Source organism: Streptomyces sp. NPDC004609, assembly GCF_042873655.1.
In the GTDB taxonomy this organism is placed as follows: Bacteria; Actinomycetota; Actinomycetes; order Streptomycetales; family Streptomycetaceae; genus Streptomyces.
In genome coordinates, this window is sequence record NZ_JBIALS010000009.1 from 1 (window position 1) to 23,629 (window position 23,629).

The 23,629-nt window shown below is 71.7% G+C and carries 17 protein-coding genes; 2 read left to right on the forward strand and 15 right to left on the reverse strand.

Translation table 11 applies throughout. The features are described from left to right. The 8 genes from ACFYT4_RS11600 to ACFYT4_RS11635 all read right to left on the reverse strand — a co-directional run. Positions 1-179: flavodoxin-dependent (E)-4-hydroxy-3-methylbut-2-enyl-diphosphate synthase (locus ACFYT4_RS11600; protein ID WP_389267524.1), on the reverse strand; the 179-nt coding region annotated here is incomplete at its 3' end. A gap of 172 nt (positions 180-351) precedes the next feature. Continuing rightward, positions 352-1,653 (reverse strand): M50 family metallopeptidase, encoded by a 1,302-nt coding sequence (locus ACFYT4_RS11605; RefSeq protein WP_389267376.1) that lies wholly within the window; start codon positions 1,651-1,653, stop codon positions 352-354. Beyond that, positions 1,650-2,906 (reverse strand): 1-deoxy-D-xylulose-5-phosphate reductoisomerase, encoded by a 1,257-nt coding sequence (dxr, locus tag ACFYT4_RS11610; protein WP_389267377.1) that lies wholly within the window; start codon positions 2,904-2,906, stop codon positions 1,650-1,652. The genes ACFYT4_RS11605 and dxr overlap by 4 nt, the downstream gene beginning before the upstream one ends. Before the next feature lie 43 nt (positions 2,907-2,949). Then, on the reverse strand, positions 2,950-4,899 hold the full coding sequence (locus ACFYT4_RS11615) for an acyl-CoA dehydrogenase family protein (protein ID WP_389267378.1): 1,950 nt from the start codon (positions 4,897-4,899) through the stop codon (positions 2,950-2,952). Between the two features lie 244 nt (positions 4,900-5,143). Then, positions 5,144-6,589, reverse strand: coding sequence for an aldehyde dehydrogenase family protein (locus ACFYT4_RS11620; protein WP_389267379.1), 1,446 nt, complete (start codon positions 6,587-6,589; stop codon positions 5,144-5,146). Between the two features lie 313 nt (positions 6,590-6,902). After that, entirely contained in the window at positions 6,903-7,751 is an 849-nt protein-coding gene (locus tag ACFYT4_RS11625) for an EamA family transporter (protein ID WP_389267525.1), read from the reverse strand. Positions 7,752-8,264: 513 nt separating this feature from the next. After that, positions 8,265-9,827 (reverse strand): PucR family transcriptional regulator, encoded by a 1,563-nt coding sequence (locus ACFYT4_RS11630; protein WP_389267380.1) that lies wholly within the window; start codon positions 9,825-9,827, stop codon positions 8,265-8,267. Positions 9,828-10,033: 206 nt separating this feature from the next. Beyond that, positions 10,034-12,370, reverse strand: coding sequence for an ATP/GTP-binding protein (locus ACFYT4_RS11635; protein ID WP_389267381.1), 2,337 nt, complete (start codon positions 12,368-12,370; stop codon positions 10,034-10,036). 324 nt (positions 12,371-12,694) lie between these two features. Between ACFYT4_RS11635 and gabT the strand changes: the two genes are divergently transcribed. After that, complete coding sequence (gabT, locus tag ACFYT4_RS11640; protein WP_389267382.1) at positions 12,695-14,029, forward strand: 4-aminobutyrate--2-oxoglutarate transaminase; 1,335 nt, start codon at positions 12,695-12,697, stop codon at positions 14,027-14,029. A gap of 326 nt (positions 14,030-14,355) precedes the next feature. Next, a complete protein-coding gene (locus ACFYT4_RS11645) occupies positions 14,356-15,261 on the forward strand; it encodes a phosphatase PAP2 family protein (protein ID WP_389267383.1) in 906 nt (301 codons plus the stop codon). On the opposite strand, the gene ACFYT4_RS11650 is transcribed toward ACFYT4_RS11645, so the two are convergent. The 7 genes from ACFYT4_RS11650 to ACFYT4_RS11680 all read right to left on the reverse strand — a co-directional run bounded on the left by ACFYT4_RS11650 (position 15,197) and on the right by ACFYT4_RS11680 (position 23,628). Beyond that, positions 15,197-17,032: a chitinase gene (locus ACFYT4_RS11650; RefSeq protein WP_389267384.1), complete on the reverse strand. Its 1,836-nt coding sequence runs from the start codon at positions 17,030-17,032 to the stop codon at positions 15,197-15,199. The two genes, ACFYT4_RS11645 and ACFYT4_RS11650, sit on opposite strands and share 65 nt — an antisense overlap. Positions 17,033-17,158: 126 nt before the next feature. Next, on the reverse strand, positions 17,159-17,620 hold the full coding sequence (locus tag ACFYT4_RS11655; protein ID WP_389267385.1) for a hypothetical protein: 462 nt from the start codon (positions 17,618-17,620) through the stop codon (positions 17,159-17,161). A gap of 295 nt (positions 17,621-17,915) precedes the next feature. Next, on the reverse strand, positions 17,916-19,328 hold the full coding sequence (locus ACFYT4_RS11660; protein WP_389267386.1) for an NAD(P)/FAD-dependent oxidoreductase: 1,413 nt from the start codon (positions 19,326-19,328) through the stop codon (positions 17,916-17,918). A gap of 45 nt (positions 19,329-19,373) precedes the next feature. Next, a complete protein-coding gene (locus ACFYT4_RS11665; protein WP_389267387.1) occupies positions 19,374-20,180 on the reverse strand; it encodes an ABC transporter permease in 807 nt (268 codons plus the stop codon). Continuing rightward, positions 20,180-21,109 (reverse strand): ABC transporter permease, encoded by a 930-nt coding sequence (locus ACFYT4_RS11670; protein ID WP_389267388.1) that lies wholly within the window; start codon positions 21,107-21,109, stop codon positions 20,180-20,182. The genes ACFYT4_RS11665 and ACFYT4_RS11670 overlap by 1 nt, the downstream gene beginning before the upstream one ends. Continuing rightward, positions 21,106-22,275, reverse strand: coding sequence for an ABC transporter ATP-binding protein (locus ACFYT4_RS11675; RefSeq protein WP_389267389.1), 1,170 nt, complete (start codon positions 22,273-22,275; stop codon positions 21,106-21,108). The genes ACFYT4_RS11670 and ACFYT4_RS11675 overlap by 4 nt, the downstream gene beginning before the upstream one ends. Before the next feature lie 105 nt (positions 22,276-22,380). Further along, positions 22,381-23,628 (reverse strand): spermidine/putrescine ABC transporter substrate-binding protein, encoded by a 1,248-nt coding sequence (locus ACFYT4_RS11680; RefSeq protein WP_389267390.1) that lies wholly within the window; start codon positions 23,626-23,628, stop codon positions 22,381-22,383. Between the last annotated feature and the right edge of the window lies 1 nt (position 23,629).

The window sequence follows — 23,629 nt, forward strand, 5'->3', positions numbered from 1 at the left end:
AACTCCGCGATCTGCTGCAACGTCGCACCCACATCCGACGTACGCGTCGTCGTCATCGACTGCACCGACACCGGCGCATCACCACCCACAGCCACGGTGCCCACCTGGATCTTCCGGCTGACGCGCCGGTCGGCGAGCTTGGTCGGAACGGACGGGATACCGAGAGAAATCGCGGTCATCTGCTGTGCAACCCCATGGTTGGATCGAGGTCCCGAAATCGGCGGGCTCCAGCCTTTGAGATTACGGCACGGGGGTCGCGGCGGGCACATCGCGCACGACAAACCCTCCGCAAAGGTGAGCGGCCGGGCACAGGGTGCACCGGCCGCCCACCGCACCGCGGGGAGAGCCCGCTCAGGTGATCTTGACCGGGTTCACGATGTCCGCGACCAGGACGAGCAGGGTGAAGCAGATGAAGACCCCGGCCACGACGTACGCGACCGGCATCAGTTTGGCCACGTCGAACGGGCCGGGGTCGGGCCGCCGGAAGAGCCGGGCCAGATTGCGCCGTACGGACTCCCACAGCGCTCCGGCGATATGGCCGCCGTCCAGCGGCAGCAGCGGCAGCATGTTGAACAGGAACAGCGAGAGGTTGAACCCGGCGAGCAGCATCAGGAACATGGCGAACAGATTCTGCGCCGGCGCGTCGAGGGTCATCACCTCACCGCTGATCCGGGCGGCGCCGACGACGCCGACCGGGGAGTCGTCCTTGCGCTCGGCCTCGCCGAAGGCCGCGTTCCACAGGTCGGGGACCTTGGAGGGCAGCGCGATGATCGACTGGACGCCGTTCTCGATCATGTCGCCCATACGGACCACGGAGTCGGAGAAGGAGAGCGGCAGGATCTCGGACCTGGCCGCGAAGCCGAGATAGCCGGCCGCGACGAACTCACCGGGGACGACCTCCCCGTCCGCGTCCTTCTTGGCCACCATGTTCTCGCGGAGGGTGGCGCCCAGAACCTGCCGGCTTCCGTCGCGCTCGACCGTGATGGTGGCCGGGCCGACGGTCTCGCGGATGCGGTCCGACAGGGTGGCCCAGTCGTTCACGGGCTGCCCGTTGAAGGCGACGATCCGGTCGCCGGACTTCAGCCCCGCGGCCTGCGCGGGCGAGACCGGGTCGCCCTTGGCGCAGGTGTCGCGGTTGGCACTCTGGGAGATGACGCACTTCTGGACGCCCGCGACCTCGGTGGTCTGGGTGGAGAACCCGAAGCCCATCGCGACCCCGAGGAAGATCGCGACGGCGAGGACCAGGTTCATGAACGGCCCGGCGAACATCACGATCACGCGCTTCCACGGCTTGCGCGTGTAGAACAGCCGGGTCTCGTCGCCCGGCTTGAGCTCCTCGTACGCGGCCGTCCGGGCGTCCTCGATCATCCCGCGCCACGGGGAGGTGGAGCGCGCCTCGATCCGGCCGTCCGCGCCGGGCGGGAACATCCCGATCATGCGGATGTAGCCGCCCATGGGGATGGCCTTGATGCCGTACTCCGTCTCGCCCTTCTTCCGCGACCACAGGGTCGGGCCGAAGCCGACCATGTACTGCGGCACCCGGATGCCGAAGAGCTTGGCCGTCGACAGATGGCCCAGCTCGTGCCAGGCGATGGAGAACAGCAGGCCCACGGCGAACAGGAGTATGCCGAGGGCCGTCAACAACATCGTCATGCGCGAGCCTCCGCTGTGGCCTTCACTGCCAGTTCCCGGGCCCGCGCACGGGCCCAGTTCTCCGCTTCCAGGACGTCGGCGACCGTCAGCCGGGTTCCCCCGGAGGGCACCCCGTGCTCGGTGACGACTTCGGTGACCGTATCCATGATTCCGTTGAACGGCAGCCGACCGGCGAGAAACGCCTCCACGCACTCCTCGTTCGCCGCATTGAACACGGCCGGTGCCGTGCCGCCCAGCTCCCCCACCCGGCGGGCGAGTCCCACCGCGGGGAACGCCTCGGTGTCGAGAGGGAAGAACTCCCAGGTGGACGCCTTGGTCCAGTCGAAGGCGGGGGCCGCGTCCGGCACCCGTTCGGGCCAGCCGACCCCGATGGCGATCGGGCCGCGCATGTCGGGCGGGGTGGCCTGGGCGATCGTCGACCCGTCCGTGAACTCCACCATCGAGTGGACGTACGACTGCGGGTGGACGACGACCTCGATGCGGTCGAAGGGGATGTCGTAGAGGAGGTGCGCCTCGATGACCTCCAGGCCCTTGTTGACCAGGGTCGCGCTGTTCACGGTGATGACCGGGCCCATCGCCCAGGTGGGGTGCGCGAGGGCGTCCTCGCGGGTGACGTCCGCGAGCTCCGCCCGCGTACGGCCGCGGAAGGGGCCGCCGGAGGCGGTGACGACGAGCTTGCGCACCTCGGCCCGCTTCCCCGCGGCCAGCGCCTGGAAGAGGGCGGCGTGCTCGGAGTCCACGGGGATGATCTGGCCGGGCCGGGCGACGGCCTTCACCAGCGGCCCGCCGACGATGAGCGACTCCTTGTTGGCGAGGGCGAGCGTGCGGCCCGCGGTGAGCGCGGCCAGGGTGGGCGCGAGACCGATGGAGCCCGTGATGCCGTTGAGCACGGTGTGGCAGTCGGACGCGGCGAGCTGGGCGGCCGCGTCGGGGCCGGCCAGGATCTCGGGCAGCGGGTCGCCCCCGTACTGCGCGGCGAGGGCCTCGCGCAGGGCGGGCAGGGCCTCCTCGCGGGCCACGGCGACCGCCTCGACCCGAAGGCGCCTGGCCTGCTCGGCCAGGAGTCCGGCCCGGCCGCCCGCGGCGGAGAGCGCGGTGACGCGGAAGCGGTCGGGATTGCGCAGGACGAGATCGATGGCCTGCGTGCCGATGGAGCCGGTGGAGCCGAGGACGACGATGTCCCGGCGGTCCGCGCCCGCGTCGGGGGCGAAGAGGGTGTGCGGGTCGGCGAGGGGGGATGGGCTGTCGCTCATCCCCCCATTGTGTCCGTAACCCGGCCGGGTCAGGACCGGGGTGTCAGCGGATGCGGCGATGGACGTTCTCCCCCTCGGAGGGACCCGGGGCCGCTTCCGCGATCCAGGGGCCCTCGCCGCTGGGGTCGACGACGCCCTCCTCCAGCCAGGTGTAGGTCCCGGACAGCACGCCGTCCACGACTCTGCGGTCGATGTCGTCGGTGTTGGACCACAGCCGGGTGAACAGCTCCTCGACACGGACCCGGGCCTGCCGGCAGAAGGCGTCGGCGAGCTGGTACGCCTCACGGCCGCGGCCCTCCCCGCTGCGCAGCAGTTCGGCCCGGACACAGGCGGCGCTCATCGCGAACAGTTCGGCGCCGATGTCGACGAACCGGCCCAGGAACGCCTGTTTGGTCTCCATCCGGCCCTGCCAGCGCGCCATCGCCAGGAACATCGCGCGGGCGAGCCTGCGGGAGGCACGCTCCACATAGCGCAGATGCAGGGAGAGGTCGGTGTGTCCCTCGGGGTGGAACTCACCGTACGTCCGCGGGAGCTGGCCGGGGCCCGCGACCAGTTTCGGGAGCCAGCGGGCGTAGAACGCGCCGGCCTGGGCGCCCGCCCTGGCCTTGTCGCCGAGGGACTTGTCCGGGTCGATCAGATCCCCGGCGACCTTGAGGTGCGCGTCGACGGCCTCCCGGGCGATCAGCAGATGCATGATCTCCGTCGAGCCCTCGAAGATGCGGTTGATGCGCAGATCGCGCAGCAGCTGCTCGGCCGGTACGGCCCGCTCGCCGCGTGCGGCGAGCGAGTCGGCGGTCTCGAAGCCCCGGCCGCCGCGGATCTGGACCAGCTCGTCGGCCATCAGCCAGCCCATCTCGGAGCCGTACAGCTTGGCGAGCGCCGCCTCGATACGGATGTCGTTGCGGTCCTCGTCGGCCATCTGGGAGGAGAGGTCGACGACGGCTTCGAGGGCGAAGGTGGTGGCGGCGATGAAGGAGATCTTGCCGCCGACGGCCTCGTGCCGGGCGACCGGCTTGCCCCACTGCTCGCGGGCGGCCGACCACTCGCGGGCGATCTTCAGACACCACTTGCCCGCGCCGACGCACATCGCGGGCAGCGAGAGACGGCCGGTGTTGAGCGTGGTGAGGGCGATCTTGAGGCCGGCGCCCTCGGGGCCGATCCGGTTCGCGGCGGGGACCTTGACCCGGTGGAAGCGGGTGACCCCGTTCTCCAGTCCGCGCAGACCCATGAAGGCGTTGCGGTGCTCGACGGTGATCCCGGGGCCGTCCGCCTCGACGACGAAGGCGGTGATACCGCCCTGGTGGCCCTGCGACTTCGGCACCCGGGCCATCACCACGAGCAGGTCGGCGACGACGCCGTTGGTCGTCCACAGCTTGACGCCGTCGAGGACATAGCCGTCGTCGCCGTCCGGGACCGCGGTGGTGGCCAGGCGCGCGGGGTCGGATCCGACGTCCGGCTCGGTGAGCAGGAAGGCGGAGATGTCGCTGCGGGCCAGGCGCGGCAGGAACGCTTCCTTCTGCTCCTGGGTGCCGAAGATCTTCAGCGGCTGCGGGACGCCGATCGACTGGTGCGCGGAGAGCAGCGCGCCGATCGCGGGGCTGGCGGAGCCGACGAGGGCCAGGGCCTTGTTGTAGTACACCTGGGTGAGGCCGAGCCCGCCGTACTTGACGTCGATCTTCATCCCGAGCGCGCCGAGTTCCTTGAGGCCGTTGATCACCTCGTCGGGGATCCGGGCCTCGCGCTCGATGAGCGCGCCGTCGATCCTGGTCTCGCAGAAGTCGCGGAGCCGGGAGAGGAACTCCTCGCCGCGCCGGACGTCCTCGCCCGCGGGCAGGGGATGGGGATGGATCAGGTCGAGCCGGAAGCGGCCGAGGAAGAGTTCCTTGGCGAAGCTCGGCTTGCGCCAGTCCTGTTCGCGCGCGGCCTCGGCGACCTGCCGTGCCTCTTGCTCGGTGACCTTGGGGGGCCGGTTCTTCTCCAGTGGTGCGGTCATGAGGTCCACCTCGCCGCGAGTCGGGTTGTGCGGGCTTCGGAAGGGCCGGGGCGCGATCGCTCTACCGGCCGGTGCTACTCATCCGTACTACCCGAATACGGACTGCTCCACCATTCCTCGTGAGGCGAAGGGGGGAACACGGCGCGCGGTGGAGCGAAAAGCGGCCGGAGCCCCCGCACAGTGGGCTCCGGCCGCCGGTCCGCGTACCGCTGGTGTCGTCCGCCTCCCGGGTCGCCCCGGGAGGTCAGAGCGCGAGGCCGGTGAGGACCAGGACGCGCTCGTAGGTGTAGTCGTCCATCGCGTAGGCGACGCCCTCCCGGCCGACGCCGGACTGCTTGGCGCCGCCGTACGGCATCTGGTCGGCGCGGTAGGACGGTACGTCCCCGACGATCACACCGCCGACCTCAAGTGCGCGGTGGGCGCGGAAGGCGGTCTGGACGTCATGGGTGAAGACACCCGCCTGGAGGCCGTACTTGGAGTCGTTGACGGCGGCGAACGCCTCGGCCTCGCCGTCCACCTTGGTGACCGTGAGGACCGGTCCGAAGACCTCCTCGCAGGCGATGGTCACACCGGCGGGGACGTCGGCGAGGACGGTCGGCGCGTAGGCGGCGCCGTCGCGCTTGCCGCCGGCCAGGAGTGACGCGCCGGCCGCGACCGCCTCGTCGACCCAGGACTCGACGCGCTTGGCCGCGTCCTCGCTGACCAGCGGGCCGACATCGGTGGCGTCGTCGTTCGGGTCGCCGGTGACCTGGGCCTCGACGGCCGCGACGATCTTCGGCAGGAGCCGGTCGTACACGGACGCGTCGGCGATCACCCGCTGGACGGAGATGCAGGACTGGCCGCCCTGGTAGTTGGAGAAGGTCGCGATCCGGGTCGCCGCCCAGTCCAGGTCCTGCTCGGAGGACCAGTCGGGCAGGACGACGGCCGCGCCGTTGCCGCCCAGCTCCAGGGTGGTGTGCTTGCGCGGGACCGAGTCCATGATCGCGTAGCCGACCGGGCCGGAGCCGGTGAAGGAGATGACCGGGAGGCGCTCGTCCTGGACGAGGGCGGGCATCCGGTCGTTCGGGACGGTGAGCACGGACCAGGAGCCGGCCGGGAGGTCGGTCTCGGCCAGCAGCTCGCCCAGCACGAGGGAGGAGATCGGGGTCGCCGGGGCGGGCTTGAGGATGATGGGCGCGCCGACCGCGATGGCGGGCGCGACCTTGTGGGCGCTGAGGTTCAGCGGGAAGTTGAACGGCGCGATGCCGAGGACGACTCCCCGGGGGATACGGCGGGTCAGGGCGAGCCGGCCGACGCCGCCGGCGTCGGTGTCCAGGCGCTGGGCCTCGCCGCCGTTGAACCGCCGGGCCTCCTCGGCGGCGAACCGGAACACGGACACGGCCCGGCCGACCTCGCCGCGCGCCCACTTGATGGGCTTGCCGTTCTCGGCGGAGATCAGCCGCGCTATCTCCTCGGTGCGCTCGGCGAGCCTGCGGGACACATGGTCGAGCGCGGCGGCCCGTACGTGCGCCGGGGTCGCGGCGAACTCGTCCCGCACGGCGTACGCGGCGGCGACGGCCTCCTCGACCTGGGCCTCGGTCGGGACGGAGACCTGTCCCACGAGACGCCCGTCCCACGAGGAGGTGACGTCGAAGGAGGTCTCGCCGGTGGCCTGGCGTCCGGCGAGCCAGAAGGCGTGGGTGGAGGTCATGTCCCGGCCCTTCCGAGGTAGGTGGAGTGCTGTTGTGCCCCCACGGTAGGGGCGGGAGGGCGTCCGTGGGGTTGTCCGGGGTGGAGTGATCGGCGGGGCGTTCCCTACGGATTGGAGGGGGACGCCGGGCCGGGATCGGGGCGCGGGGAGGGGGTGCGGGAGATTGCTCAGGGGGCGGGCGCGGGGTGCTGTGGCAGGGGCGGGGGTACGGGGCCGGTGCGGGCGGGGTGCCGTGGCACGGGCGGGGGTACGGGGCCGGTGCGGGCGGGGTGCCGTGGCACGGGTGGGGGTACGGGGGCGGGGGTACCGGGGATCAGCGGCGGCGCTCCGTGCTGACGATCAGGCAGACCGCCGCGACGACGATCGCGCCGCCGACCGCGATCTGCCAGGTCACGGCCTCGTCGAGGATCAGGGCGCCGAGGAGGACCGCGACGACCGGGTTGACGTACGCGTAGGTGGCCACCAGGGAGAGCGGGGCGGCGTGGAGGAGCCAGGCGTACGCCGTGAAGGCCACGAGCGAGCCGAAGACGACGAGATAGGCCAGCGCGACCCATGAGCGGGTGGAGACCTCGGCGAGCACGAAGCCGTGCTGCTCGCCCCGGCCGAGGCCGACCAGGGCGCAGCCGATGCCGCCCGCGACCATCTCGTACGCGCTGGCCGCGAACGGGTTGGCCGGCAGGGGGATACGGGAGGAGGCGAAGGATCCCACGGACCACATGACCGTCGCGGCGATCACGGTGAGGACGCCCCACAGCCGTATCTCGCCGCTGAGGCCGGGCAGGGTGAGCACGGCGAGCCCGCCCAGCCCGAGGAGGACTCCGCCGTACGCGCCGGGGCCGGGGCGTTCGCCGGAGGCACGGCGCAGGACGACGACCCAGGCCGGGACGATCGCGACCAGCAGCGCGGCCAGACCGGAGGGGATGGAGGTCTCGGCGAGGACGACGAGGCCGTTGCCGCCGAGGAGGAGCAGCAGGCCGACCAGCGCTGCGGAGGCGAGCTGGGCGCGGGTGACCCGGAGCGCGGAGGCTCCCTGACGCCAGGCGACCAGGGCGGCGAGGATCACGCCCGCGAGGACGAAGCGCGCTCCGGCCGAGAGGAAGGGCGGCAGGGTCTCGACGGCGACGGCGATGCCGAGGTAGGTCGAGCCCCAGAGGACGTACACGATGGCGAGCGCGGCCCAGACGGCTCCGGATATCCGGCGGCGCGGGGCGGCCGCGTCCGTGGACCCCCCGGAACCGGTGGAGGTGGGCGGTCGTCCGGACGCGGCCGGGTCCTGTACGGCGGTGGAGGTGACGGTGGGGGCCGTCTTTGCCGGATCGACCGGATCCGCGAGCAGCGCCGTGACCGGGGAAGGAGCCGGGTCCGTGGCCGCCCGAGCGGCCGGGGCGGGGGAAACGTCCGGGTCCGGGGAGAGGACGGTGTCACCGGAGGGAACAGGGGCGCCGGAGGGGGCCGGGCCGGTCGTCGTGGGCGGGTCGGCGTCGGGTGCGCCCGTGGAAGCGGCGCGTCGTGGCAGGCGGTTCATGCGGTCCTTCTCGTGTCCCCGGTCTCGGTTCCCGGCCGGCGACCGGGGCTCCCGGCTGCCGGCATCGACGAGACTTTAGGTACTTACATGGCCGCGTGCCAAGATAGGTGCCCGACTTCGGGCCGTGCTGGCGGAAATCGGCCGTCCAGTTCAGTCCGAGGCAGGATCCGTTGTGGTCTTGAGGGCCAGCCACAGCTCCATCCGGACGTCCGGATCGTCGAGGGAGCGCCCCAGGATCTCCTCGACCCGGCGCATCCGGTAGCGCAGGGTGTGCCGGTGGACCCCGAGGTCGGCCGCGGCCGCGTCCCACTGGCCGTGACGCGAGAGCCAGGCCCGCAGGGAGGCGACCAGATCGCCGCGCCCTGTCGCGTCGTGCTCGTACAGCGCGCGAAGCATCCCGTCGGCGAAGGCCCGTACCGCGTCGTCCGCGAGGAGCGGCACGATGGATCCGGCGGCCAGTTCCTCCTGCTCGACGAGCGCGCGTCCGCGCCGGCGCGCGACCGAGAGGGCCTGCTCGGCCTGCTTGTACGCGCCCGCGGAGGTGATCGGGCCCGCCGGGGCCGAGAGCCCCACGAGGACCCCCGCCTCCTCGGCCTCCTTCGGGGCGTACGCGTCGAGACACGCCCGGACCACGGCGCCGCCGTCCGCGGCGAGGACCACGAGCCGCCGCTCCGACTCCGGTACGACGAGCACCGTCTCACCGGCCCGGGAGGCCGCCGACTCCAGGCTCTCGACGAGGGGCTGGAGCCACGGCGCCGCCTCTTCCTCCGCGTCGGCGGGCTCGGCGATCAGCAGCCGGAAGGGCGCGTCGAGCACCGCTCCGTACAGCTCCCCCGCGACCGCGCGGGCGTGGTCCTGCTGGCCGGACAGCAGCATCCGCAGCACCGCCGTGCCGAGCCGCTGCTCCGCGCGCTGGAGCGAGCGGGACCGTTCGGTGGAGAGGGTGAGCAGGGCGACGGCGGAGTGCACGGCGTAGCGCTCGGCGGTGCCCAGCGGCGCGCCCGTGCCGACGGCGAGCGCACCCCGCACCCGGCGGCCCGAGCCCAGCGACTGGAGCTCCACCCGGTCGTCCCCGGTGTCCCCCACGACCGCGCTGGCGGGCGCGGCACGCTCGCGCAGCCGCTTCACCCCGGCGGTGAGCCGGGCCGCCCGGCGCCCGGCCCACTCGGGCGAGGCGGAGACGACCGCACCGGAGGCGTCGTACAGCGCGGCCCAGCCGTCGACGTACGCGGCGAGCCGCGCGACGACCGCGCCGGGGCCCTCGGCGAGCGCGGCCCGCGTCAGCTCGCGCTGGGCCTCGAAGCCCGCCGTCACCGCGCGGTACTGGTCGGCCGCGATCGCCGCCGAGACCGCCTTGCTGATGGCGATGAAGGGGGTACGGCGGGGTACGGCGAGGAGCGGGAAGTCCGCCTCGCGGGCGGCGTCGAGCAGCGCGTCCGGGACGTCCTCGTAGTGGACCCCGACGGCGAAGCCGAGCCCGACCACGCCGGCGCCGACCAGGCGGTGCACATAGCGGCGCATGGCCTCGCGGTCCTCGGCGTCGAGGGTGATGGCGGTGACGAGGAGGAGTTCGCCGCCCTCCAGATACGGCACGGGGTCGGCCAGCTCGCTGACGTGTGCCCAGCGCACGGGCCGCTCCAGGTGGTCCTCACCCGCGCGCACGGTGAGTTTGAGCGCCGAGTGCTGGGCGAGGGAGGCGAGCGTGGGCGGCATGGAACCTTCAGAGCGGGCGCGGAGGATTTTGCCGTCCCGTATGAACGGCCTGGCTCGATTCTGCCAGGTCGTAGCAGTACGGGCCCGTTCTGCCGACGGGCGGGGGCGCGGGCCGCCCGGCAGAACCACTACGGCCGGCGGGCCGGCCCTGTCCGGCCGTGGCGGTGGGCGTCCCCGGTGGGAGGGAGCCCGTCGCCGCCGCTCGCTCAGGTGCGCAGATCCACCAGCAGGGGCGGTGTGTGTTCCCCCCGTACGGTCGTCAGGGAGAGCACCGCGTGCCCGGCCGGCACGGCGTGGGCGAGATCGGACGAGGACCAGCGGGCACGTTCGACCTCCCGCACGGTGACCGCCTCGGCGGTGGCCGCTTTGCCGGTGACCAGCCGGCGCATGAGGTGCAGGGCCTTGGTGAGCGGCTCGTCCGAGATGATCTGCCGGTTGGTCACATCGCGGGTCTGCACCCACTCGGTTCCCCAGGTCTCCGCGAACCGGTTGCCGTCCCAGTGCGCGAGCCCGGCGAACGCCATCCGGCAGCCGACCGCGCCGAGGAGCGGCCCGCGCAGGGGTTCCGGCACATCCTCCAGGGTGCGCAGCGCGAGCACGACTCCGGCGTTGGCGGAGCGCAGCCGCTGGATGGCGCGCACCGAGTCCGCGGTCGTCGTGTGGGTCGCGTCGTCGACGACCAGCGCGGCGAACAGGGAGCGGTCGGAGCGGGTGAGCGCGGCCTCGGTGAACTGGGCGAGCACCAGCCGGGCGACGATCCTGGACGCCTCGGCATGGCCGCGCTCGGGCAGATCGATACGGACGCGGAGGGGGTGCTCCACGGCCCGCAGCGAGAACTGGCGCCCGCCGCCGTCGGTACGGAAGAACTCCGCGAACGCCGGCCGGTCCAGGAACGCGATCCGTTCGGCGAGCAGCACGCCGATGTCGTCCGCGCGGGCCGACTGCCGCTCCCTGGCGTCCAGCTCCCGCAACTGCGCTGCGGCGGCCGGTCCTCCCTGGGCCTCCAGGGCGGCCCGCAGCGCACCGAGAGCGGCCTCGGCGCCGCCGAGCAGCTCCCGCAGCTCGGGAACGGCCGGGAAGCGGCCGTGCACGCTCCGGTACGGCCCGATCAGCTGCGCGAGGGCGGTGGCCGCGCGCCTGCTGTCCCCGCCGGGCAGGGTGGCGGCGAGATCCCCGACCAGCGCCTCGGCAAGCGTCCGGGCGGCCTCGTCCGGGTCCTCCGAACCGCCGTACAGATCCAGGTCGTGCGTCGACTCGGGCCTGCCGACGGCGATGACCAGGTCGAACGCGTCGTCGGGCGCGAGGCCCGAGCCGTACGCCGTGACCGCGACGACCGCCGCCCGGTTGGCGAGCGCCAGCAGGCACATCGACTCCACCACCGGCCGCACGAGCCGCACACTCTTCCCCGCCCCCGACGGCCCGACGGCGAGCAACGAGGTCCCGAGCAACGCGGGGTCGAGCGCGACACCGGTGGTACGGCGGGCGTAGGGGTTGCGCGGGTCGTCGACCACCACACCGATCCTCACCTGCCCGGTGGCCAGATCGTGGACAGCCTTGCGCACCGGCAGATCCCGGACGCCCGAGGGGTGCGCGCAGGCCGCCGGGCCGTTCCGCCGCACCGCGTCGGTGAACGCGCTCAGCCGGTCGGGCCTGGCGTGGACCCCCTGCCATGCGCGGCGGATCCGCGCGTAGTCCACATCCCCGAGACTGCCCCCGCGCGCCGCCTCGGTCAGCCTCTCCGCGACATCGACGAGCCCGGCGGCCCGCAGATCGGGCCATGCGACGGGGTCGGAGTCGGGCCGCTGCCCGCCCTCGGGCTGCGGTTGCCCGTTCAGCCGGTGTCGCACGGCCGGCCATGTGCCGATACGCCCGACCACCGCCACGACAGCGGCCACCAGCAGGATGTAGTAGATGTTCGATGCCCAGGCCAGCCAGGTGGTGGTCGTCGGCATGTCACGCCACACGCTCGGCAGCACGATGAACAGCGGCCACAGGGGGACGCCGTACCGGCGCCAGACCTCGGCCCAGTTCCCGACCCGGCCCATGCCCACCGAGATGAGGCCCACCACAAGCCCGTAGTACAGATACGTCAGAGCGACGTAGACCTCGAACTGGGAGTGGAGCGGATCCGTCCAGGCATCCGGCACGGGCCACTCCATGGGCAGTGTCCACCAGTCGTCGATGAAGATCCACCACCCTTCGAGGTAGTTGTTCCACAGCAGCGACCAGAACAGCCAGCCGCACAGGAACGCGATCAGCGCGCCGCTCAGCAGCTGGCGGCCCGGTACCCGGTCCGGTTCCTCGTCCGGGCGCGGCTGGTGGTTCAGGCGCCAGACGCCGGGAGCGGCGGGAGGGCGCGGGCTACGCAGCCAGTCGATGAGGGTGGGGCGGGTGGTGGGGGCGTGGCCGGGGAGGGCGGGGGCACCGGGAATGCTCGGTGGGCCCGCGGGCCGTGGCACCGACGTCGGCGGCGGCCCCGGGTGGGGCGGCGGCACCGGACCGGACCGGGTACCGCGCGCGTCGAAAGTGCCTTCGGAATCCATGTGAACCGCTGCCCCCTGACCAGCCAGGCCCGCCTCTTGCACGGTCAATCTAGTGCCCCGGTGCGGGTAGTTCACCGATTCGCCCCGCCCGGTGTCCGCGCGGGGCGGTGTCCGGCCGCGCGGACGGCCCGCGCACGCGGCCGCCCGCCCGGGCTCCCGACCGGACCTTGTCTCCCCACCCGCCCCCGCCTATGTCCGGCACGAACAAGAACCCCACCCCCAACACTCCCGATCGGCGCATGCCCGCGCGCCTGTCCCGCGCCTAGCCTGCGCAGGAGAGAACGTGTCGAACGAACAAACAGCGAGCACCCCCAGGAGCCCCTCATGACCGCAATTCCGCAGGAGCGCCGCGTCGTCACCGCCATTCCCGGACCGAAGTCGACCGAGTTGCAGGCCCGCCGGGTCGCCACGGTCGCCGGTGGTGTGGGGTCCGTGCTGCCCGTGTTCACGGCGCGGGCCGGGGGCGGGATCATCGAGGACGTCGACGGGAACCGGCTGATCGACTTCGGCTCCGGCATCGCCGTCACCAGCGTCGGCGCCAGCGCCGAGGCCGTGGTGCGCCGGGCCTCCGCGCAGCTCGCGGACTTCACCCACACCTGTTTCATGGTCACGCCGTACGAGGGTTACGTGGAGGTCGCCGAGGCCCTCGCGGAGCTGACCCCGGGTGACCACGCCAAGAAGTCCGCGCTCTTCAACTCCGGCGCCGAGGCCGTCGAGAACGCCGTGAAGATCGCCCGCGCCTACACCAAGCGCCAGGCCGTCGTCGTGTTCGACCACGGCTACCACGGCCGGACCAACCTCACGATGGCGCTGACGGCCAAGAACATGCCGTACAAGCAGGGCTTCGGGCCGTTCGCGCCCGAGGTGTACCGCGTACCGGTGGCGTACGGCTACCGCTGGCCGACCGGTGCCGAGAACGCCGGTGCCGAGGCGTCCGCGCAGGCCATCGACCAGATCAGCAAGCAGATCGGCGCCGAGAACGTCGCCGCGATCATCATCGAGCCGGTGCTCGGCGAGGGCGGTTTCATCGAGCCCGCGAAGGGCTTCCTGCCCGCGATCGCGCAGTTCGCCAAGGACAACGGGATCGTCTTCGTCGCGGACGAGATCCAGTCCGGTTTCTGCCGGACCGGCCAGTGGTTCGCCTGTGAGGACGAGGGCATCGTCCCGGACCTGATCACCACCGCCAAGGGCATCGCGGGCGGCCTGCCGCTCGCCGCCGTGACGGGCCGCGCCGAGATCATGGACGCTCCGCACGCCGGTGGTCTCGGCGGTACCTACGGCGGCAACCCGGTCGCCTGCGCCGGCGCGCTGGGCGCGATCGAGACGATGAAGGAGCTGGACCTCAACGGGAAGGCCAAGCGCATCGAGGAGGTCATGAAGGCCCGCCTGACCGCGATGCAGGAGAAGTTCGACATCATCGGCGACGTCCGCGGCCGGGGCGCCATGATCGCGATCGAGCTGGTGAAGGACCGGGACACCAAGGAGCCGAACGCGGCCGCCGCGGGCGCGCTCGCCAAGGCGTGCCACGCCGAGGGTCTGCTGGTGCTGACCTGTGGCACGTACGGCAACGTGCTGCGTTTCCTGCCGCCGCTGGTGATCGGTGAGGACCTGCTCAACGAGGGCCTGGACATCATCGAGCAGGCGTTCGCGGGCGTCTGACCCGACCGTTCCGGGCAGGTGACTCCCGCACGGCGGTCCCGTACCGGATCCGGTACGGGACCGGGCCGGAGCCCCGGGGCGCCATCGCGCGGCCGAAGCCCTCGCCCGCACCGCACCCGCCGGGCCGGGGCCGGAGCCGGGCCCCGGACGGTCGCTGTGACGACACCCCCGCAGGCCGCGTCGCAAGGCTCTTCGTACGAACCACCACACCCCCTCCCACCAGCGTCTCGCCCGTGTCGGCCGAAAGGTCGGGGCCTGTGAAGAAGCTGTGGCGGGATGGGGATCCGCCTGTTGGTCCCCGGGCCCCTGCCGTACGGTTTCTGCAGATGAGAGAAACACCCCGCTCGCAGGAGACTGCGGGCGGCTCCGAGGCGGAGCCTCCCCAGCACTGCCTTGGCCGTGCCACAGCGCACACCACCGGAGCCTCCGGCTCTGGAACTCCTCACCGATCGGATGGCCGCTCGCCCCAAACCCCCCGGGGCGCGCGGCGGCCCGATCCGGCCGGCTGTTTCGGAACTACCCCCCCTGTTCCGAGGCAGCCGGCTTTTCCGCGTGCGGTGCTCCTCGCCCTGCTGGTCCTCTGCGCGGCCGGCTTCTCCCTGATCACCTGGCAGGTCGCCGCGGGCGGGCCGCTGCGCTCACTCGACGAGCGCGTGGGGGCCGAGGCCTTCGGCCGGGGCCCGAAGCCGCTCACCGAACTGCTCGCCGACCTCGGCGGCACGGCGGTCGCGCTGCCGGTGCTCGCCGCCGCCGTCGCGTACACCCTCTGGCGGGAGCGACAGAAACAACGACACCAGCAATACGAGGGACACCGGCGGCAGGGCCGGGGCGCCGGTGCCGGCAGGCGGTACGACGTCCTCGGCGCCGTCCTCGCCATGGCCGCCGTGCCCGCGCTCGTCGTCCCCCTGAAGGCGCTGGTCGACCGGCCGGGACCGCTGACGGAGGCGACCGGCTACTACCCCTCCGGGCACACCGCCACCGCGATGGCCGCCTACTGCGGCGCGGCCGTGCTCGTCCGCCCGTACCTCCCCCGGATGCTCCGGGCATGGGCGATGCCCGCCGCCCTGTTCCTCACCCTGGCGACGGGCATCGGTCTGGTGTTCCGCGGCTACCACTGGCCTCTGGACGTCGTCGCCAGCTGGTGCCTGTGCGGGACGGTGCTGCTGATCAGCTCCATCGGTAGGCGTCGAAGTTCCGCGAGAACTCCCACTGGTTGTAGCGGTCCCAGTTGATCGACCAGGTCATCAGTCCGCGCAGGGCGGGCCAGGTGCCGTGGGTCTGGTACGAACCGCAGTTGGCCTTCTTCGTCAGGCAGTCGAGCGTCCGGGTCACCTCGGCGGGCGCGGTGTGCCCGTTGCCCGCCTGGGTGGAGGCGGGCATGCCGATGGCCATCTGCTCGGGCCGCAGCGGCGGGAAGAACCTCGACTGGTTGCCCGCGACCGGGAAGCCGGTGAGCATCATGTCGGCCATGGAGATATGGAAGTCCGCGTTCCCCATGGTGTGGTACTGGTTGTCGAGGCCCATGATCGGACCCGAGTTGTAGTGCTGGACGTGCAGCAGGGTCAGATCGTCGCGCAGGGCGTGGATGACCGGCAGATACGAGCCGGCGCGCGGGTCCTGGCCACCCCAGGGGCCGGAGCCGTAGAACTGGTAGCCGAGCTGGACGAAGAAGGTCTCCGGGGCCATCGTGAGGACGAAGCCGGAGCCGTACTTCGCCTTCAGGGTCTTGACCGCCTGGATCAGATGGACGACCACGGGCGTGGTCGGTGAGCGGAAGTCCGTGTCGCCGTTGTTCAGCGACAGGGAGTGGCCCTCGAAGTCGATGTCGAGCCCGTCGAGGCCGTACTCGTCGATGATCTTCGAGACGGAGCTGACGAACGCGTCCCGCGCACCCGTCGAGGCGAGCTGGACCTGGCCGTTCTGGCCGCCGATGGAGATGAGGACCTTCTTGCCCGCGGCCTGCTTGGCCTTGATGGCGGCCTTGAATTCGGCCGCGGACTCCACGTTCGGGCACTCGGTGACCGGGCAGAGGCTGAAGCGGATGTCGCCGGAGGTGACCGAGGTCGGTTCGCCGAAGGCGAGGTTGATGACGTCCCAGGACTCGGGCACGTCCGCCATGCGCGTGTAGCCGGAGCCGTTGGCGAAGCTGGTGTGCAGATAGCCGACGAGGGCGTGGGCCGGGAGGCCGCCGCCGGGGTTGCCGCCTCCGCCGCTGGTGGTCGTGGCGCTCACGGCGGCGGACTTCGGCGACTCACCGGCGCTGTTGGCCGCGGTGACCTGGAAGCTGTACGGGGTGGAGGGCGCGAGCCCCGTCACGGTGGCCGACGGCCCGCTCACCGAGAGGACCTTGGTCGCGCCCTGGTAGACGTGGTAGCCGGTGGCTCCGGCGACGGCGTTCCAGTTGAGCGGCACGGAGGTGGAGGTGGGGGAGCCCGCGGCCAGGCCGGTGGGGGCGGCCGGGATCTGGACCGGTCCGCCGCCCGGGCCGAACAGGGAGATGTCGTCGGCGTGGTAGGCGGCGGTGCCGTACCAGCCGTGGGTGTAGACGGTGACCGAGGTGGTGGAGGCTCCGGTGCGGAAGGTCGTGGAGAGCTTCTGCCAGCCGGACGCGGACGGTGTCCAGGTGGAGACGTCCGTGGTCCCGGTGCCGGACGCGCCGAGATAGACGTAGCCTCCCTGGACCCAGCCGCTGAGGGTGTAGGCGGAGTTGGGCTGGACGGTGACCGTCTGGCTGCACTTGGCGTTGTCGCCGCCGGCCGGGGTCGCCTTGAGCGCGGAGGTGCCGCCGTGGACCGGGGAGGCGACGGCGGCTCCGCTGCCCGCCGAGCAGCTCCAGCCCGCGAGGCCGGCCTCGAAGCCGCCGTTGACGGCGAGTTCGCCGTCCGCCGCCTCCGCCGTGGTCGTCGAGGCGACGAGGCCGCCGATGGTGAGGAGGGCCGCCGAGGCGACGGCGAGGAGTCTGCTGAGGCGTTCCCTGGGACGGCGGCTTCTGGTGCGTACCACAACTGCCTCCAGTACATGGGGGGATGGAAGCGGGAGCCACAATTTGGTCCAGACCAATCGGGTTGTCAAGACCTCTGGCACACACCCGCTCCCACTCCCCCGCGCCGGACCCCCGGGCGGGCCCGCTCACTCCCCCCGGTGACGGGCCAGGCCCGCCGCCGCCTCGTGCATCGCCAGTTCCAGCAGGACGGGGTCGCAGAGCGTGCCGGAGCCGTCCGGTGCGATGAGCCAGCGGACTCCTCCGCCGCCGCCCCTGCCCGGATACGGGACGACGATCCAGGTCCCCTGCCCTGCGCTGCGGATCCCGGTGCCGACCCAGTGCGCGGCCGTGCCCGGTGGCACGAAGAAGCCCATCCGGGAGTCACCGAAGTCGGCGAGGACGGGCCCCGGCCGGTCGACCAGTCTGCCGAGCACGTCGAGCGTCGGATAGCCCAGTTCGCCGGGCAGGATCAGTACGTCCCAGCGCCTGCCCGCGGGCAGCAGGGCGACGCCCAGAGGGTTGCGCTCCCACTCCCACCGGCAGGCGTCCGGATCCGGTGCCACCGATACGAGCCACTCCACCGCGGTCTTGGCTTCTGAGCCGGCCATCACAACGCCTCCCTCTCGTGTGCACGGACACGTGCTTCCACCAGGGGAGAGGGGGCTCGGCGCCGGCTATGACGCGAGTTCTGCTACTCCGTAGTAGTGAACTGCGTCACGCCATGATCGGCGGTGACGGGGTGGCGAGAGGTCCGCCGGGGACGCCTGCTGAGCGGGAGGCCGGGACCGGGACCGGGCCCACGGTCGGCCCACGGGCGGCCCGCAGTCAGGCCCGCGAACCCCGCCATCGGCCTACGGTCAGGCCCGCGAGCACACCCGGCTCCGGCCGCCGCCCGCGCTCGGTTCAGCTGTCGAAGCCGAGCCCGAGCCTGTCCATCGTCCGCAGCCAGGCGTTGCGCCGCCCCCCGTTCGCGTCCGCCCGCGCCAGCGACCACTTGGTGAGCCCGATCCCGGCCCAGGCGACCGGCTCCGGCGGGAACGGCAGCGGCTTGGTCCGCACCATCTCCAGTCGCGTGCGCTCGGTCCGCCGCCCGGACAGCAGATCGAGCATGACCTCCCCGCCGAAGCGGGTGGCCCCGACCCCCAGCCCCGTATAGCCCGCCGCGTACGCGACCTTCCCGCCGTGGGCCGTGCCGAAGAAGGCCGAAAAGCGCGAGCAGGTGTCGATGGCACCGCCCCAGGCGTGGCTGAAGCGCACCCCCTCCAGCTGGGGGAAGTAGCGGAAGAAGTGCCCGGCGAGTTTGAGATACGTCTCGGGCCGGTGGTCCAGCTCGGCGCTGAGCCGGCCACCGTACGGATAGACCGCGTCGTAGCCGCCCCACAGGATGCGGTGGTCGGCGGTCAGCCGGAAGTAGTGGAACTGGTTGGCCACGTCCCCCAGTCCCTGCCGCCCCTTCCAGCCGATCGCGGAGAGCTGCTCCTCGCTCAGCGGCTCCGTCATCAGGGCGTAGTCGTAGACCGGGACGGTGTACGGGCGCACCCGCTTGACCAGCGACGGGAAGACATTGGTGCCGAGGGCGACCCGGCGGGCGAAGACACGGCCGTAGGGGGTGCGCACGGCCGCCCCGGAGGCGGAGGAGGCGAGTTCGAGCCCGCGGGTGTTCTCGTAGATGCGGACGCCGAGGTCGAGACAGGCCCGCTTGAGCCCCCAGGCGAGTCTGGCGGGATGCAGCATCGCGGTGCCCTTCCGGTCCCACAGGCCGCCGAGGAAGAGCGGGGAGTCCACCTGGGCGCGCACGGCGTCCCGGTCGAGGAGTTCGAGGCCGTCGAAACCGAGCCGGGCGGCCTCCTCGTACATCTCCCTCAGCTCGGCGACCTGGTGGGGCTCGGTGGCGACGTCGATTCCCCCGGTGCGCTCGAAGTCGCAGTCGATGCCGTAGCGCGCGACCGTCTCCTCGATGGCGTCGAGGTTGCGGGCGCCCATCTCCTCCAGCTCGGTGATCTCGCCGGGCCAGCGGGCGATGCCGTTGCCGAGGCCGTGGGTGAGGGAGGCGGCGCAGAAGCCCCCGTTGCGGCCCGAGGCGGCCCAGCCCACCTCGTGACCCTCGATCAGGACGACATCCCACCCGGGGTCGCGCTCCTTGGCGAGCAGCGCGGTCCACAGGCCGCTGTATCCGCCGCCGACGACCAGCAGATCGCAGCGCTCGTCACCGGTCAGCGCCGGCAGCGGGGCGGGCCTGGTGGGGTCGTCCAGCCAGTAGGAGACCGGCTGGACGTCGGACAGGGACGATGCGAAGGTCATGGCGGCTGGGGCCATGGTTTCCACTCCTCACGGGGTCCGCCCGGCGGCGGACCGGGGGACCTACTCGGGCAGTGCGCTGTTCTTCCGCCGGTTGCTGATGAGCTGTCCGGCGACGACGATCAGTACGGCGATGACGAACATGGCCGTGCCGATGACGTTGATCTGGACGGGCGTACCGCGCTGGGCCGAGCCCCATACGAACATGGGGAAGGTGACGGTGTTGCCCGAGTTGAAGTTGGTGATGATGAAGTCGTCGAAGGAGAGTGCGAACGCGAGCATCGCGCCGGCCGCGATACCGGGCGCGGCGATCGGCAGTGTCACCCGCAGGAAGGTCTGCACGGGCCCCGCGTAGAGATCGCGTGCCGCCTCCTCCAGCCGGGGGTCCATCGACAGCACGCGCGCCTTGACCGCGACCACCACGAAGCTGAGGCAGAACATCGTGTGCGCGATGAGGATGGTCCAGAAGCCCAGCTCGGCGCCGAGGTTGAGGAACAGCGTGAGCAGGGATGCGGCCATGACGACCTCGGGCATCGCCATCGGCAGGAAGATCAGCGAGTTGATCGCGCCCCGCGCGCGGAAGCGGTAGCGGACGAGCGCGAAGGCGATCATCGAGCCGAGGACGGTGGCGCCGATCGTCGCCCAGAGGGCGATCTGGAGGGAGAGCGTGAGCGAGCCGCACATGTCGGGGACCCCGCACGGGTCCTTCCAGGCGTCGGTGGAGAACTCCCGCCAGGAGTAGTTGAACTTCCCGGCCGGCCTGTTGAACGAGAACACCATCACGACGATGTTCGGCAGGATCAGATAGGCGAGCGTCAGCAGGCCCGCGATCACGACGAGGTTGCGCCTCAGCCAACGGAGAAGTGCCATCAGACCAGGTCCTCCGTTCCGGCCCGCCGGATGTAGACGGTGACGATGATCAGGACGATCGCCATGAGGATGAACGACAGCGCGGCCGCGGTCGGATAGTCGAGCACCCGCAGGAACTGCGACTGGATGACGTTGCCGACCATCTTGGTGTCCGTGGAGCCGAGGAGTTCGGCGTTGATGTAGTCACCGCTGGCCGGGATGAAGGTCAGCAGCGTTCCGGAGACCATGCCCGGCATCGAGAGCGGGAAGGTCACCTTGCGGAAGGCCGTGGACGGGGTGGCGTACAGATCCCCCGCGGCCTCGTGCAGCCGGGGGTCGATCCGCTCCAGCGAGGTGTAGAGCGGCAGGATCATGAAGGGCAGGAAGTTGTACGTGAGGCCGGTGACCACCGCGAGCGGGGTGGCGAGGACCCGGTTCCCGTCGGTCATCCCCAGCCAGTTGGTGACGTCGAGGAAGCCGATGGTGCCCAGTACCTCCACCACCGGGCCGCCGTCCGCGAGGATCGTCTTCCAGGCGAGGGTGCGGATCAGGAAGCTCGTGAAGAAGGGCGCGACGACGAGGACGAGGACGAGGTTGCGCCAGCGTCCCGCCTTGAACGCGATGAGATACGCCAGCGGATAGCCCAGCAGCAGACACAGGATCGTGGCGGTGCCCGCGTACAGCACCGAGCGCACGAAATGCGGCCCGTACTCGGTCAGGGCGTCCCAGTAGGTCTGGAAGTGCCAGGTGACCTGGAAGCCCTCTTCCAGCGAGCCGGTCTGCACGGACGTCGACGCCTGGTAGACCAGCGGCAGCGCGAAGAAGACGACCAGCCACAGGATGCCGGGGAGCAGCAGCCAGTACGGCACGAGGCGGCGGCGCACCGGCCTCTTGTGCACGACGGGCTCGGCGGCCGGGGGCTTCGGCGGTGCCTCGGCGACGGTGCTCATGCCGCCTCCGGGTCCGTCGCCACGCCCGCGGAGCCCACGGTCCCGGCCAGCACGGACTGGGCGGCGTCGAGGCCGAAGGTGTGCTCGGGGTTCCAGTGCAGGACGACCTCGGCGCCGGGCACGAGCCGGGTGTCGCGCTCGACGTTCTGTACGTACACCTCCAGCTCCGGCGAGACGGCGCTGTCGATGCGGTACTGGGTGGAGACGCCGATGAAGCTGGAGTCGGCAATGGTGCCGGTGAAACGATTCCGCCCGTCCGCGACGCCTCCCGCGTCGTCCGCGTGGACCAGGGAGATCTTCTCCGGGCGTACGCCGACGAGCAGCCTGCTCCCGGGGCTCGGCGAGGTCGCGCAGCGCTCGGCGGGCAGCCGCAGCCTGGCGTCGCCGGCGGTGACGACGATCTCGCCGCCGCCGTTGGTGACGACCTCGGCCTCGATCAGATTGGAGGTGCCGAGGAAGTTGGCGACGAAGGTGGTCTGCGGCCTCTCGTACAGCTCGGCGGGCGGCCCGAGCTGCTCGACGCGTCCGCCGTTCATCACCGCGACGGTGTCGGCCATGGTCATGGCCTCCTCCTGGTCGTGCGTGACATGGACGAAGGTGATGCCGACCTCGGTCTGGATGCGTTTGAGTTCCAGCTGCATCTGGCGGCGCAGCTTGAGGTCGAGCGCGCCCAGCGGCTCGTCGAGCAGCAGCACCCGGGGGTGGTTGATGAGCGCGCGGGCGACGGCGACGCGCTGCTGCTGGCCGCCGGAGAGCTGGTGCGGCTTGCGCTGGGCCTTGTCCCCGAGCTGTACGAGGTCGAGCATCTCGCCGACCTGCTTCTTCACCGACCGGATGCCGCGCCGGCGCAGACCGAACGCGACGTTCTCGTGGATGGTCAGATGCGGGAAGAGGGCGTAGCTCTGGAAGACGGTGTTGACCGGGCGCTTGTACGGCGGGAGCGCGGTGACGTCCTGCTCACCGAGGAAGACGGTCCCCGTGGTGGGGTCCTCCAGTCCGGCGATCATCCGGAGCGTGGTGGTCTTTCCGCAGCCGGACGCGCCGAGGAGGGCGAAGAAGGAGCCCTGCGGGACGGTCAGGTCCAGGGGGTGGACGGCGGTGAAGGAGCCGTAGGTCTTGCTGATCCCGGAGAGGCGGACATCGCCGCCCGCTGTTGTGTCAGTCATGGGTCGCGGTCCCAGGGGTGTCGAGAGCAGGGGGCTCGGTGGGCTCAGGGGCACGAGGGCTCCGGGGAGCCGTGGGGATCGGGCTCTGGGGGCCTGGAGGGGAGGTCAGGCGCCGATGAGCTTGGCGAACTTCTCTTCGTACGACGTCTCTTCCTCGGTGGTCAGGGAGCGGAAGGCATGCGACTTGGCGGCCATGGCCCGGTCCGGGACGATCAGGGTGTTGCCGGCCAGCTCGGGATCGATCTTCGCCAGTTCCGCCTTGACCCCGTCGACCGGGCAGACGAAGTTGATGTACGCGGCGAGCCGGGCGGCCACCGGGGGCTCGTAGTAGTAGTCGATGAGCCGGGTGGCGTTCCGCTGGTGCCCGGCACCGGCGGGGATCAGCAGGTTGTCGCTGGAGGTGATGTATCCGGGCGCGGGGATCGCGTACTGGATGTCCGGGTTGTCGGTCTGGAGCTGGATGACGTCACCGGCCCAGGCGAGGCAGGCCGCCAGATCGCCCTTGTCGAGGTCCGAGGTGTAGTCGTTGCCGGTGAAGCGGCGGATCTGCTTCTTGTCGACGCCCTTCTGGAGCCGGCCGATCGCCTCGTCGAAGTCGGCGTCGGTGAATTTCTCCGGGGACTTGCCGAGGTCGAGCAGGGTCATGCCGACGGTGTCGCGCATCTCCGTGAGGAAGCCGACCCGGCCCTTGAGGCTGGGATCGTCCAGCAGCTGGGTCACCGAGTCGACCTTCTTCCCGCCGGTCGCCTTGGTGTTGTAGGCGATGACGGTCGAGATGCCGGTCCAGGGGTAGGAGTGGGCGCGGCCCGGGTCCCAGTCGGGGCTGCGGAACTGGGGTGAGAGATTGGCGAACGCGTGCGGCAGCAGCGATGTGTCGAGCCGCTGCACCCAGCCGAGCCGGATCATCCGGGCGGCGAGCCAGTCCGTGACGTTGATCAGATCGCGGCCGGTGTCCTGGCCCGCCGCGAGCTGCGGCTGGATCTTGCCGAAGAACTCGACGTTGTCGTTGATGTCCTCGGTGTACTTGACCCTGATCCCGGTCCGCTGGGTGAACGCGGTCAGGGTCGGCCGGGTCTTGCCGTCCTCGTCGACGTCCATGTACTCGGTCCAGTTGGAGAAGTTGACCACCTTCTCCTTGGCCGAGCGGTCGTCGGAGGCGGTGGCGCCCCCTTCCCGCTTGGCGGGCGGGATGCCACAGGCGCTCAGGGTGCCCAGGCCGCCGACGGTGAGCGCGCCGATGCCGGAGGCGCGCAGTACCGAACGGCGGGACAGGGCACCCCGGCCGTTCGTCAGGCTGCGCCGCATCGCCGCCAGCTGTGGCGCGGACAGGCCGCCGGGCTCGTTGTGGTCCATG